The organism is Streptomyces sp. NPDC001617 (assembly GCF_053596855.1).
In genome coordinates, this window is the sequence record NZ_JBSFHA010000011.1 from 1 (window position 1) to 13,503 (window position 13,503).

The 13,503-nt window shown below is 69.1% G+C and carries 10 protein-coding genes; 6 read left to right on the forward strand and 4 right to left on the reverse strand.

Features of this window, described 5'->3' with window-relative positions:
* Positions 1-299: 299 nt before the first annotated feature.
* Together ACWC09_RS11125 and ACWC09_RS11130 are read left to right on the forward strand one after the other, a co-directional pair.
* Positions 300-743, forward strand: a complete 444-nt coding sequence (locus ACWC09_RS11125; protein ID WP_232033599.1) for a hypothetical protein — start codon at positions 300-302, stop codon at positions 741-743.
* A gap of 264 nt (positions 744-1,007) precedes the next feature.
* A complete protein-coding gene (locus tag ACWC09_RS11130; protein ID WP_450850267.1) occupies positions 1,008-3,428 on the forward strand; it encodes a Helicase associated domain protein in 2,421 nt (806 codons plus the stop codon).
* 302 nt (positions 3,429-3,730) lie between these two features.
* On the opposite strand, the gene ACWC09_RS11135 is transcribed toward ACWC09_RS11130, so the two are convergent.
* Positions 3,731-6,043, reverse strand: coding sequence for a tetratricopeptide repeat protein (locus ACWC09_RS11135; RefSeq protein ID WP_450850268.1), 2,313 nt, complete (start codon positions 6,041-6,043; stop codon positions 3,731-3,733).
* Positions 6,044-6,773: 730 nt separating this feature from the next.
* Between ACWC09_RS11135 and ACWC09_RS11140 the strand changes: the two genes are divergently transcribed.
* The 4 genes from ACWC09_RS11140 to ACWC09_RS11155 all read left to right on the forward strand — a co-directional run bounded on the left by ACWC09_RS11140 (position 6,774) and on the right by ACWC09_RS11155 (position 11,649).
* Entirely contained in the window at positions 6,774-7,544 is a 771-nt protein-coding gene (locus ACWC09_RS11140) for an IclR family transcriptional regulator (protein WP_450850269.1), read from the forward strand.
* Between the two features lie 138 nt (positions 7,545-7,682).
* Entirely contained in the window at positions 7,683-8,639 is a 957-nt protein-coding gene (locus tag ACWC09_RS11145) for a PDR/VanB family oxidoreductase (RefSeq protein ID WP_232033601.1), read from the forward strand.
* Positions 8,640-8,741: 102 nt separating this feature from the next.
* Positions 8,742-9,959 carry a cytochrome P450 gene (locus ACWC09_RS11150; RefSeq protein ID WP_450850270.1) on the forward strand — a complete coding sequence of 406 codons (1,218 nt, stop codon included), beginning with the start codon at positions 8,742-8,744 and terminating at the stop codon, positions 9,957-9,959.
* 283 nt (positions 9,960-10,242) lie between these two features.
* On the forward strand, positions 10,243-11,649 hold the full coding sequence (locus ACWC09_RS11155; RefSeq protein WP_450850271.1) for a tetratricopeptide repeat protein: 1,407 nt from the start codon (positions 10,243-10,245) through the stop codon (positions 11,647-11,649).
* Here the strand turns inward: ACWC09_RS11155 and ACWC09_RS11160 are convergent.
* Genes ACWC09_RS11160 through ACWC09_RS11170 form a run of 3 tightly spaced genes read right to left on the reverse strand, consistent with a single transcriptional unit; the run spans position 11,591 to position 13,502 of the window.
* Positions 11,591-11,998, reverse strand: a complete 408-nt coding sequence (locus ACWC09_RS11160; RefSeq protein WP_232033593.1) for a lipocalin-like domain-containing protein — start codon at positions 11,996-11,998, stop codon at positions 11,591-11,593. The two genes, ACWC09_RS11155 and ACWC09_RS11160, sit on opposite strands and share 59 nt — an antisense overlap.
* A complete protein-coding gene (locus tag ACWC09_RS11165) occupies positions 11,983-12,252 on the reverse strand; it encodes a hypothetical protein (protein WP_450850272.1) in 270 nt (89 codons plus the stop codon). Before ACWC09_RS11165 ends, ACWC09_RS11160 begins: the two co-directional genes overlap by 16 nt.
* Positions 12,246-13,502 carry an FAD-dependent monooxygenase gene (locus ACWC09_RS11170; protein ID WP_450850359.1) on the reverse strand — a complete coding sequence of 419 codons (1,257 nt, stop codon included), beginning with the start codon at positions 13,500-13,502 and terminating at the stop codon, positions 12,246-12,248. The genes ACWC09_RS11165 and ACWC09_RS11170 overlap by 7 nt, the downstream gene beginning before the upstream one ends.
* Between the last annotated feature and the right edge of the window lies 1 nt (position 13,503).

Sequence of the window (13,503 nt, forward strand, 5' to 3'; positions counted from 1 at the left end):
GGGGGGGTGCTGCGCACCCCCCCAAAGTGAACGGCGCCGCGTTGCGGCGCCCCCGAACCGAGCCGCGTTGCGGCTCGGGGCCGCGCGTTGCGCGGCCTGCCGGCGGGCAAGCCCGCCGGCAGGGTCCGCGTTGCGGACCCAAGGAAGTGCCCGGGCGTGAACGCCCAGGGATCGATCCGCTCCGCGGCTCGAGGCAGGTCCGCTTCGCTCCCCTGCCTTGGGCCCGCGTTGCGGGCCTGGCTGACTGCAAGGAGTGGTGCCGGGCTTGCTGAGGCGCCGTGTTGGGCAGGGTGGTTGGCATGTCTGGTGCTGTTTCTCAGGGGAAGATCCGGTTACGTTTCTCGGAGTTCGTGGTTGATCCTTCGGATGCGGATGTCATGCGGCGGGTGCTGGATGTTGAGGCGGATCTGCTGACGTTCGAGGGCGGTTCAATCACCTTCTGGTTGCGGGGTGTTGAAGTGTGTAGTTTCCCCTCTTCCGTGTTGGACGGGGTGGAGCTGCCGGTGGGGTTGGAGCCGGCTTCGCGGGTGTACTCGGTGGACGAGGTGCGCAAGCAGTATCCGAAGGCCTACGAGCGGTGGACGCCGGAGGATGACCAGTTGCTGCTGCGGCTCCACACTTCTGGGAGTGGTGTTGACGAGCTGACTGAACGGTTTGCTCGGCAGCCGAGTGCGATCCGGTCGCGTCTGGCGAAGCTCGGGATGGAGGGGCTTCCGGAGGCACCTGCCTCTCCCCCGTCCTGACGGCTCTTCAGCCTGTTGCCGCTTGCGGGCGGTTGAGGCACGGCGGGTGCGGGGTGGGCATTCTCCCACTCCGCACCCGCCGTGCGCGGAAGACCGGGGCAGTTCCCGCGAGGGGCGAGGTCTGGGTGGGACGGTGATGGGTGCGGCCTTCGAGGGCAAGGCACTGTTGTCGCTCGATAGGGCGATTGCATCAAAGTGACTCGGGATAGAGTCTGTAGTGAGGGGCTACTGCCCCTGTTGGTGCGGCGTGGAAGGCGGAAGATCGTGTCGGGTCGGCATCGGCTTCGTCCCCATCAGATTGAGGCCGTGGATGCGGTGGTGCGGGCGTTGGCTCAGCCGCCGGGTGGGGTGTGGCCTGAGAACGGGCTGCGGGCTCAGGTGGTTGCTGCCACGGGTGCGGGCAAGAGTCTGGTGGGGGTGCACGCGGCGCTGGAGCTGCGTGCAGGGCGGGTGTTGGTGCTGGTGCCCACGCTCGATCTGCTGGGGCAGATGGTGGGGGTATGGCGGGCGGCAGGGCGTACGGGGCCGATGTTTGGGGTGTGCTCGCCGCGCGAGGGTGGGGCGTTGGAAGTGCCGTGCACGACCGATGCCGAGCAGTTGGTGGTATGGCTGTCCGGCCGTGAGCGGGTGACGGTGTTCGCCACGTATGCGGCGCTGGGTTTGGGGGTGTTGGAGCGGGCGCATGCAGGTGGTCTGGGCCGGTGGGACCTGGTGGTGGTGGACGAGGCGCACCGGACGTCGGGTGTGCTGGGCAAGCCGTGGGCGGCGGTGCATGACCAGGGGAAGGTGCCGGCGGCGCGGCGTCTGTATATGACGGCGACGCCGCGGTTGTGGGATGCCTCTTCGGGGGGTGAGGGTGGGTCGGCGGCGCTGGTGGCGTCGATGGATGACGAGAGCGTGTTCGGGCCGGTGGTGTACCGGTTGCCGCTGTCGGAGGCGATCGAGCGGGGGCTGGTCGCGCGGTATCAGGTGGTGTGTGTGGACATCGCTGATCCGCAGGTGCAGGCGATGCAGCTGGTGGGGTCGGATGCGCGCAGTGACGCGGTACGGGGGCTGCGGTTGGGTGCGCTGCAGACGGCGGTGCTGAAGACGGCGGCCGAGCAGAAGTTGAGGCGGTTGTTGACGTTCCACTCGCGTACGAGTGAGGCGGAGGCCTTCGCGAGTGGGCTGGGCGCGGTGGCGAAGGCGCTGTGGGAGAGCGGCGAGGGAGGCTATACGGAGCCGGGGGCGGTGTGGGCGCGGTGGCTTTGTGGGGAGCACAAGGTGGCGTACCGGCGGGAGGTGTTGGAGGAGTTCTCGTCGGGGTGTGGTGCGGACGGTGTGGTGTGGGAGCGGTGTGTGCTGTCGTCGGTGCGGGTGCTGGGCGAGGGGGTGGACACGCCGGGCTGTGACGCGGTGGTCTTCGCGGACGTGCGGGGTTCGGTGCCCGACGTGGTCCAGGCGGTGGGCCGTGCGCTGCGGATGCAGCCGGGTGAGGGCAAGATCGCCTCGCTGGTGGTGCCGGTATTCCTGGGGCCGGGTGAAGAGCCGGACGAGATGCTCGCCTCGAAGGCGTATGAGGATCTGGCGAAGCTGCTGACCGCGCTGCGGGCGCACGATGCGGAGGCGGTTGAGCAGCTCGCTGTCCCGCAGGCAGCCAGCCGGTCCGAGGCGACCTCTGGCGGATCGGGCGTGGGAGGCGGGGTTGGCGGTGCGGCGCAGGGGCTGCTGTCGTTCTCGTCGCGGCGGGATCCGGCCCAGTTGGCGGCGTTCATCAGTGCGCGGGTGCTGCGGCCGGAGGGCGAGTTCTGGCGGCGGGGCCTGCAGGCGGCACTCGCGTTTCACAGTGACCAGGGGCATCTGCGCGTTCCCTACGGGCACACCGCTCCTGACGGGTTCCCGCTGGGGGTGTGGATCTCCAACCAGCGGCGCCTTAATTGCCAGGGCAGGCTCGACCCGGAGCGGGTGGCGCAGTTGGACGAACTGGGGATGGTGTGGTCCCACTTCACGGTCGCCTTCGACGAGGGCCTGGCCGCGGCCCGCGGCTGGGCCGCCGAGCACGGCCACCTGCTGGCCCCCACCGAGGCCACCTGGGAGAACTACCCGGTCGGGATCTGGCTGAAGAACCAGCGTGCCGCTGCCCGACGCGCCGAGGACCACCGGGCGGAGGGGCCGCAGGCGGCCGCTGGGGCGGGTGGGCTGAGCCGGGAGCGTCGCCGGGCGCTGGAGGAGATCGATCCCGCGTGGTGTCCGGCGTGGCCGGTGGCATGGCAGCGCTGCTTCCACCTTGCCCGCATGCACCGCCAGACCGGGGGTTCACTGCCGGAGAGGGAGGGCGTGCTGCTGGTGCAGGGCGAGGACCTCGGACGCTGGGTACAGGTACAGCGGCAGGAGTGGGATGCGCTGAGTGGCGTGCAGCAGTGGCTGCTCGGCGAGGTGCTGGGCATCGAACCTCGCGCGGAAGAACTGACTCCGCCGACGGTTGTCCCTCGGCGCAGCCGGGCGCAGAAATGGGAGGCGAACCTGGAGGCGGCCCGCCAGTACCGCACCCGGGAAGGGCACCTGAACGTACCCCGATCGCACACTGAAACCGTGGAAGGAGCCGAGCTGGCGCTGGGTGTGTTCATCGCCAACTGCCGTGCTCGTAAGGCCAGTCTTGCCCCCGAACGAGTGGAGGAGCTGTCAGCAGTTGGGATGCGCTGGTAGTGAGCCGGTGAGGGGGCGGTTGGTCTGTGGTGGGCAGGGCCCGGCACGCGGGCAGGCTCTGACCAGCGAGGGCAGGCCGTTGAGGCCGTCCGGGCCGTGCACGCATCGCGGACCGTGCTGCCAGTTCCCATCCCGCAGCCCTCGCTCGACGGCTCCAGGCAAGCCTGACGGCATAGGAGTGCCAACGGGAACATCGGCGTCCGGGGCCGATCGGGCTTCTCCTTAGCTCACGAAGGCACCTCAAGCAGAGAGCGGCCGTGGCATCCGCTGCTGTCTGTGCCGAACTGGCCTCGCAACGCCAGTCAGGCGCCGGCGAGCAGGCTGAGCGCCTCACGTCGCAGATGGGCAACCCACTCGTTGGTCCCGTCGACAGCCAGGGCTTGGTCGAAGTAGGCCACGGCTTGAGAGAAGTTCCCCAGACGCAGCTGAACCTCGCCCTGTCCCGCGATGGCCCAGTCCAGGGAGGGGACGAGGTCGACAGCACGGTCGAAGTCCGCCTGGGCTTCGTGGAGGGAGCTCATCGCCAGGAGGATCCGACCTCGCTTGGCGACGTATTCGGCGTTGTCTGGGTGCTTGCGCACCAGTCGGTCGAAGTCTGCGAGCGCGTCAGCGTACCGTCGGCATTTTCGGTGTGCTCGAGCCCGCAGGAGAAGGACCCAGTCGAGTGCGGAGTCGAGGCTGAGTGCCCGGTCGAAATCTGCGACAGCACTCTGAGACTCTTCTCGTTTCAGGTGGACTCGCCCACGGCTGGCGATGGCCCAGGCGTAGTCCGGATCGAGGTCGATGGCATGGTCGAAGTCGGCTACTGCGGCATCGAGGCGGCCCATGAGCCGGTAGGTCTCGCCCCGTCCTGCGATCGCCCACGCGTAGCCGCGGTCGATGCTGAGAGCACGGTTGAAGTCAGCGAGGGCATCGTCGTAGCGGACCAGTTCTCGGTAGACGACGCCGCGGCTGCTGACGGCCCAGGCCAGGTCTGGATCAAGTTCTACAGCGCGGTCGAGGTCGCGCAGTGCGTGACTGTGTTGCTTCATGAGGCGGTAGGTTTCGCCGCGCGCGGCGAGCGTCCAGGAGAGCTTCGGATTAAGGTCGAGTGCTTCATTGAAGTCGGCGATGGCCGCTTCGTAACGACGCATCAGTTGGTACGTGCCGGCGCGGGCCACGAGGGCGGCAGTGCGGGCGGTGCGTTCCAGGTCTCCCTGTCTGATGAGCAGGGTCAGGTACTCGGCGCCGTGACTTCCTGGTACGGCCAACGCGGCCTGCAGCTGCTGTCCCCAGTCGCGGGCTTTCACGACGTCCGCATCGGTACCGGCCTGTTCGATCATCTCCGCCCATAGCTGGGCCATAGTGTCTCCTGCCCGGCAGGCGTGCACGGCCAGGCTGAGGGCCTGCGGCAGGGCTGTGCTCGGCTCTGCGCAGAGGCAGTGATATGTCTCTTCGATCAGATGCTGACTGCAGACAGTGTCGCTCCAAGCGGCCTGTTCGTTCAGTCCCAGGTCTTCGCGAGTGTCACGGTGCCAGGCGGCCAGCGCCCGATGCCGGGTGCGCCAGTCCTGCGGGGACTCGCGCCGTAGGACTCGCAGCATGGAGGTGCGCACGATGTCGTGGAAGACGAAGCGCCCCGAGTCGTCTGTGACAAAGGGCTGTCGGCCCAGCCAGGCGTAGCTGTCCTCAACGTCCGTGTCGCCGGTGATGACCCGTAGGGCGTCCATGTTGAGGCTGCGGGGCAGGGCCGCGGCCTTGGCCAGAGCACGCCGGTCGGGATCTTGCTCCCATCTGAGGAAGCGGTCGACTGCGCTGCCTGTGGGGTCACCGATGTCCTGGGGATTGAGCGGTTTGTTCTGGGCCAGCATCGCAAGGAGCAGCGGCAGTCTGCCGGTCAGCGCGATGATCACGGCCAGGAGTGACTCGTCGTGCACGCCATTGTGCAGCAGGAGCTGGCGCGCTTCCGTTTCAGTGAAGGGGGCCAGGGAAAATTCCTCGATCAGGTCCAAGTAAGGGGACCAGCGGGCCAGATCGAGGGGGCGTTGGCCGGCAATGGTGATGGTCAGGGCGCTGGTCAGCTCTCCGTATTTGCCGTCGAAGAGGTCGAGCAGCCAGTCCTCCACAAGGTTGCGGCTTTGTTCGTAGGAGTCGAAGAACAGCGCAAGTTGGCGATCCTGGGCGACTTCGGCGAGGCCTTGGGCGAAGAGCGGGGAGAGTTCCTCCACCGGCGACATCAGCAGGCGTACGTCGTTGCTGCGCATCCGCTTGCTGAGGTACTTGCGGATTCGTTCTGCCTGCTCCGCGAGAGCAGCCGGGTCTACCTGCTGGATGAGGTCTCCGGCAACCGGGATGCTTTTGGCGGCTCCCAGGCCAATGCCCACGGCGGTACGGGTGAGGAAGGTCGGGGCCCCTTCGGGTGCCTGGGGGTCGCTCTCGAGTTCGTTGCGGCGTTCTTCGTAGTGTGCGTGGCGTTTCTCAAAAGCACGCAAGGGGCTGTTGGCGTGTGCCAGGTCGGTGGCGATGCGGCTCATCACCGCGAGGACGTCGCGTGAGGTCTCGTCGACGCGGGAAGTGGCTGCTCCTTCTGCGTCGGCGAGTCTGCGCAGGTGGCGTACCAGGTAGGTCTTCCCCACGCCTGCGTCACCATGGAGGCTGAAGACGAAACGCCGCTCTGGGTGATCCAGAGGCAGTGAGAGGTTGCGGCGGAACTGAGCGGTCTGCGCCTGTCGGCCGACGAACCGCGCGTGTTCACGAGTGCGAGCGATGTACTGCAGGGATGGAACCGACCGTGTCACCTCGAACCCCCTGTGTACTGAAATGTCCAGCGTAGAGGTCGGGAACGTACAGGTCACGCCCCAGTGAGCCGCCAACTGCCGGGATTCGCAGGAGGGTTCCTACCCCCGCACGGCACTCTGCCGCGCCGATGTGGTGGCCCAGGCAGAGGACGCCGTGGGTCGGGCGCCCTCGATCAGATCGGGGAAGACCTCGACCAGCCCCTTCCCGCCTGAGCCACCAGTGTCCTGATAACTCACTCGTCGATGCACCCCGACCGTTTCTCACGGTCCGGGCCGGAGTCCCGTGCTCCCGTGCTCCCGTGCTCCCGTGCTCCCGCCGATGGTTCATCTGTGTTATAGCCGGTTCGAATCCGCGGCACCGCCGCATCGCCTTGATCCTGGCGCGTCCTGCGCGGATGCTGGCAACCATCGCTGCGGTGCGGGTGGTGGAGCCACCGTACGATGCGGTGCCGCGACGGGAGGCGCTGTCATGGCATCCGGTCCATGCCCATGACACGGCGCACATGCGGCTGAGTGAGGGCCACGCGGGTCGGGGCACGGCCGCCCCGTACAAGCGAGGAGTTACAGGATGAAGGCACCTCACCAGGAGTCAGTCCTGTCCCGTGCCGCGCGGATCCTGGAGGCGTTCAGCCAGGAGGAGCCGGCGCTGACCGTCTCCGAGATCGCGCGCCGTACGGGGCTGCACGTGGCCACGGCCTCCCGGCTCGTGGGCGAGCTGGTCGCCCACGGCTTCCTGGGCCGCGACGACGATCGCCGGGTGCGGATCGGTGTCCGGCTCTGGGAACTCGCCGTCCGGGCTTCGCCCGTGCTGTCCCTGCGGGAGGTTGCGATGCCGTTCATGGAGGGCGCGCACGACGTGGTGGGCCACCATGTGCAGCTGAGTGTCCTCGACGGTGACGAGGTGCTGTTCCTCGAACGCCTCTCGGCGCCGAACGCGGTGGTCAACTACACACGGATCGCCGGGCGTCTACCGCTGTACGCCTCCTCCAGCGGCCTCGTCCTTCTGGCCCACGGCCCGGCAGACCTGAGGGAACGGCTGCTGGCAGGCCCGCTCACCGCCTACACGCCGACGACCCCGGCCACGCCGAGCCGGCTGCGGGCGGTCCTGGCCGACGTCCGGAAGCAGGGGTACGCCTACTGCCCCGGCTATGTCCACGAGGACGCCCTCGGTGTGGCCGCCCCGGTGCGTGGTGCGGACGGCAGGGTGCTGGCGGCGCTGTCGGTCATCGTCCCCAATGACGCGGGCGCCCAGGCGGTCGTTCCCGTCGTGCGGACGGCCGCGCGAGGCGTGGCCCGTGCGCTCGGCGCGCCCACCGGACGAGAGGGGCCCGCTGTGTGACGGCAATGTGACATCGGTGCGAAAAGCGTCTCTCACCCAGTGAGAATGCCGTCGCGCCGTGCCGGCGGCCACGGGCATCCTTCCTGCATTCCCCAGACGGGAGGCGACAACGTGGTCGTACACAACCTGCTGCCCGCAATGCCTCGATCCAGCCCCACCCTCTCCTTGCGGGTCCGCGCCAAGGACGTCGTCGCGGACGGCGTCGTGTCCCTCGCGCTCGACCATCCCGACGGTGTCCGCCTGCCGGACTGGACGCCGGGGGCGCACATCGATCTCGTGCTGCCGGACGGGACGACCCGGCAGTACTCCCTGTGCGGCGACCGGTGGGACCCGCACAGTTTCCGCATTGCCGTCCTGCGTGAGTCCGCCGGGCGCGGAGGGTCGGCGTATGTGCACGACCGGCTCATGCCCGGTGACGGGGTGAGCGTCGGCGGGGTGCACAACCACTTCCCCCTGGTGCCGGCCGACCGCTACCTGTTCATCGCGGGCGGCATCGGGATCACCCCGCTGCTGCCGATGATCCAGCAGGCAGAACTGGTCGGCGCGGAGTGGGAGTTGCTCTATGGGGGCCGTGCCCGCGCCTCGATGGCGTTCCGCGCGGACCTCACGCACGCCTACGGCGAGCGGGTGCACATCAGGCCCCAGGACGAGTGCGGCCTGCTCGATCTGGCCGCGTGGCTGGGCGAGCCGCTGCCCGGTACCAAGGTGTACTGCTGCGGACCGGCTCCTCTCCTGGCGGCCGTCCAGCAGGCGTGCGCCCACTGGCCCGACCACAGCCTGCGTACCGAGCGCTTCACCGCCGCCGACCAGTCCGAGCCCGCGCGCAGCACGCCCTTCGAGGTGGAACTGCGGCGCACCGGCCGTAAGGTGACCGTCGCCCCGGACGTGTCCGTGCTGCACGCCGTGCGCCGGGCCGGTGCCGAGGTGCTGTCCTCCTGCGAGCAGGGCACGTGCGGCACCTGCCTCGTCCCGGTGCTGGAGGGCGCGCCCGACCACCGGGACGCGGTGCTGGCCGACCACGAACGTGCGGCGGGCGACTGCATGCTGCCTTGCGTGTCCCGCTCGCACTCCGACCGTCTGGTCCTGGACCTCTGACCGTCCGGTGACCGGTACCGAACCGCGCCGCGCCGCGCCGTCGGACTTCCGAGCCACGTCGCCTTGAACCCCCTCGCCTCAGCCACATCTCGTGGAGCCGCCATGACCGAGACAGCCGCCGTTCCCACGTCGCCGCCGATCAGCGACGCAGACCCGTTCGCTCCCGAGCACCTGGAACACCCCGAGCCCCTGCACCGGCAGCTGCGCCAAGCCGGCCCCGTCGTCCGCCTGTCGCGTTACGGCGTCCACGCCCTGGCCCGCTACCAAGAGGTGTACGCCGCCCTCGTCAACTGGCAGACCTTTCAGTCCGGCGCCGGAGTGGGACTGGCCAACTTCCGGCATGAAAGGCCATGGCGCCCGCCGAGTTTGCTGCTGGAGGCCGACCCGCCCCACCACGACGCGCCGCGCCGCGTGCTGCGCGACATCCTCGCCCCGCTCACCCTGCGCCGGCTGCGGGAAACGTGGGAGGCGGTGGCCGAGGAACTCGTCGCGACCGTACTGGCCGAGCACGGGAGGGAGTTCGATGCCTTCGAGATGCTGGCGGCGGCGTTCCCCTTGCGTGTCTTCCCCGACGCCGTCGGCCTCGGTCCGCACGGGCGGGAGAACCTGCTGCCCTACGGCAACATGGCCTTCAACGCCTTCGGGCCGCGCAACGCCCTTGTCGAGGCCGACGCGCACCGCGTCGGCGCGCTGTCGGACTGGGTGAACGCCCAGTGCGCCCGTGAGGCGCTGAGCGAGGACGGCTTCGGCGCCCGGATCTGGGCCGCTGCCGAGCGCGGTGACCTCACCCATGCGCAGGCGCCCCTGGTCGTGCGGTCGCTGCTCACCGCCGGTGTCGACACCACCGTGCACGGACTGGCTGCCGCGCTGTACGCCTTCGCCACGCACCCGCAGGAGTGGCAGCGGCTGCGTGAGCGCCCCGAGCTGGCGCGGGTGGCGTTCGACGAGGCGGTGCGCTGGCAGTCGCCGGTGCAGACGTTCTTCCGTACCGCCACGACCGATGTCGACATCGCGGGTACCCGCATCTCCGCAGGCGGCAAGATCCTCATGTTCCTCGGCTCCGCCAACCGCGACCCAGATCGCTGGGCCGACCCCGACCGCTTCGACCTCACCCGCGATCCCTCCGGCCACGTCGGTTTCGGCATGGGTATCCACCAGTGCGTCGGCCAGCACGTCGCCCGCCTTGAAGCGGAGGCCCTGCTGACCGCCCTCGCCCGCCGCGTCGGACAGCTGGAGCTGGCCGGCGAGCCGAGGCGGCACCTCAACAACACCCTGCGCTCGTGGTCTTCGCTGCCAGTGCGCGTCCTGCCAGCCAGCTGACCCCGACTCCGGCCCCCGCCCCGGGGCGTAGGCGGATAACCGGATCAGTCTCGCCGAGCGCGGGAAGGTTGCCCTGCCGTCCATCTCACCTATGGGCCACGCATCTGATCTGGTTGCCAGTCGCCCCAAGGACGATGGGGCTAATCCTGCGAGGGGACACGAGCGGAGATCTCGCGGACCATCCGGTCAGCCCGTCCGGCCAGGGGACCGCCTTTCCGGACTACCTCTCGGAGCAGGTCACGCCCGCAGGTGGTGGGAGCTGTGCTGGGAGCTCACCGACGCGATGAGTATCGCTCTGGAGCATCAGTGGCGCTGGGACATCAGCTGCCAGCTCCATGAGCTGGCTCTGGACGCGGCCGACCGCCTGGGGGATGGCGGGGCCCGTGCCGCGCTGCTGCGCAACCTCGGCGAAGCCTTACGTGACGGCGGCAGTGACGTGGGCAGGGCCGCAGAGTGCTTCAGCGAATCGATCGCTCTCTTCCACAGCTCGGGCGACGCACACGGCGAAAGCGACGCCCTGGGCAACCTGGGAATCCTGCAACGCCAGCAGGGCGAGCTGCAGAAAGCGGCGCGAACGCTCACCGCGGCCGAGAGTCTCTTCAGGGCCCTGCCGCTGGAACGCGGACTGGCCTGGACCCTGCGGGAAAAGGCGGTGATCAGCCGGCATCACGCTCACTACAGCGAAGCCCTCGCCCAACTCGACCAGTCACAGGCCCTGTTCGCCGCCAACGAGGAAACCCGCGGTGTCGGCTGGACCCTGCGCACCCGCGCCGACACCGAGAAAGAGAGCACGGTGGGCGGTTGCCCGCTCCCCCGCCGCTGGTACACAGGCCCCTGGCCCGGGCGCCCCATCACAAGCCGTCCCGCACAGGATCCCCGGTGGGCCGCGGCCCACACCCACTACGAGCACGCTGCCCAACTCCTGCACGCCGTCCAGGACCACCGCGGGCACACCTGGACCACCCTGGGGCTGGCCGACATGGCGCTCCACGAGGGCGACCCCACCGCCGCCGAACTGATCAGCCGCGCGCTCCAGGAGACCGACGCCTGCGGCGACCACCGAGGCCACAGCAGGGCACTGACCCTGCAAGCCCTGCTATACGCCGAGGCACATCGCCTCAGCGACGCCATCACGCTGGCAGAACAAGCCCTCACCGGCCCTCGCGACCACGTCGGCGCCGCTCAGACCAGCTTCCTCCTTGCCCGCCTCTACAGCGCCGCCGGCCGGCAGCAGGACGTCCCCACACCCTCCAGGAGTCCCGAACCCATTACCGCGCCGCCGGCATGCCCTTCCCCGATCTTGCCGACACCGAGCTCTGCAGGACACTCAACCGCCGCGCGCCCCGCGCCCATCGCTTCCGCCGCCATCAGTGATCCCTGCGGGTTGACGATCCGCATGAGGAACCCCCCGCGGTCGGCGGAACGGACCCGGCTGGTGAGGCGGTCCCTGCTGCCGATCGAAACACTTCCTGGACGGACTCGCGTCAGGCGCTGGTCGGCATGTCCACGAACTGGGTCGGTCGTCTCGTTCACAGGGCCACGCTTGGCCAGGGCAGGGCTGTCAGGGTTTGACGCGGCTGCGACGGCGAGGACTGCCAGGCCCAGGAGCACAGGTTCGGTGAGGCGAGAGGTCATCTCGATTGCGCCACAGCCCTTGTCAGCCGCCCTGCTCGCGACCGCACCCACCTGAGCTCGATACGGGGTCGGCCTGGCTGATCGCTGGCCAGCACGAGTCGATCACTTCCGTCAAAGCGCACGAAGCGAACCTGATCCCCGGTGAAGGGCGGGGCGCCGACTCTTACGTGATGACACACGACGATGCCGTCGGTGCTCACCTCGCCAGCGTAGTTCACCGCGGGGGCATCGCCGCCGGCCAGAATGACGACCGCCATGAAGCCTTCCGCGGTGTAGATCAACTGCCCGTTGGGCTGCTGTCCGTACGGCTCTCTGGATGTTCCCTCGCTGCTGTACTCGGTGACTCCCGCGAGGGTCCAGGTACCGACCAGATGATCCAATTCGTCATTCACTGTCTCGTCCAATCCTCTGCCCCCTGGAGTTCCGCGACCAGTGACGGCAGTTGATCGACCGTCGGGACGCTGCTGAAGGTGTAGCCGTGCGGTCGGGTGGCCACGGCCTCGGCGCCGGCGAGCCAGTTGGCAAGCCGTCCGTCCGAGTCCCGGGGCGCTCCCGGCGCAGCCCCGTCGAGAGGCACCGCGTACCCGCCGATCCACTTCGGAAAGGCCAGCTGATCTGTCGGCAGGATCGCCTCCGGGTCGCCCACTGTTGTCAGCACACCGAAGCCCGTCCCCAGGGCCTCGTCCGCCAAAGCCGTTCCCCACGGCCCGTCGAGACGGGCCTGCACCGCCGGAGAGCCCGCGAGTCGGGCGTCGTCGGAGCTGTGGCAGAGGCCTGCTCCGATACCCGGCATCCGTCGCGTGCCGCGGCCGCCCCCGGGTCGAGCAGACAGCACACCCTGCCCATCGCCATCGCCATGGCCGACTCGACGACGGCCATGTTCTGGGTGAAACACTCGGAGTGGTAGGTGTCCAGCAGCGCGTCGGACGCACGGCCACGCAGGACGACCTCGAGCTTCCAGGAGAGGTTCGCCGCGTCCCGCAGACCGCTGCACATGCCTTCGCCGATGAACGGGGGCATCTGGTGTGCCGCGTCACCGGCCAGCAGTACTCGTCCCTCGCGCATGGTAGCGGCGAGCAGCAAGCGGAACGCGTAGGCGGTGTGCCAGATCAGAATGCCCTGGTCCCGGCGACAGTGCGGAGCGAGAAGCGCCCAGATCCGGTCCTCGTTGCCGACGAAGTCCTCGGCACGCTCGTCTTCCAGGAGCACGAACTCCCAGCGCCGGTGGGTGCACCCGTTGGGTGCGATGGTCGTGGGACGGGTGCAGTCGCAGTACTGGACCATCTGCAGCTGCTCGAACTCCGACATGTCGTGCGGACGCACGTCGGCGACGATCCATCTCTCGGAGAAGCCGAGGTCGACGCGTTCGATCCCACAGGTCCGCCGGACGAAGAAGTTGGCGCCGTCGGTTCCCACGACATAGCGCGCGGAGACCGACCTGGGCTGATCAGCGGGGTCGGGGGCCTTGCCCTCGCCCGGCCGGCGGCGCGCCACGAGCTCGGCCCACCCGTCGTGCAGCACCAGTGCCTCGGCGGCCCATCCGCGTTCCACGGTCACGGAGGCCGCGGCCCGGGCCGCACGGTCGAGGGCGCCGTCCAGGACGGGCTGGTAGAAGGCGTAGGACCTGGCCCAGCCGGACTGGTGCCCACCACCGTCGCCGGGAACGCCCGCGAGATCGATCACGGGCTTCCCGTCCGTACCCCACATTTGCGCGTGTGCGACTCGGAGAATCTCGTGCTCGACCTCCCCGACGATGCCGAGCCACTGGAAGGTCCGCATGGCCTCGCCGTCGAAGCGCACCGCCCTGGGCGGACTGTAGATTTCCTGATGCTGTTCAAAGACCACCACACGATGGCCCGCATGTCCCAGGAGAGCACTCAGCAGCTGGCCGACGGGGCCGAAGCCCACG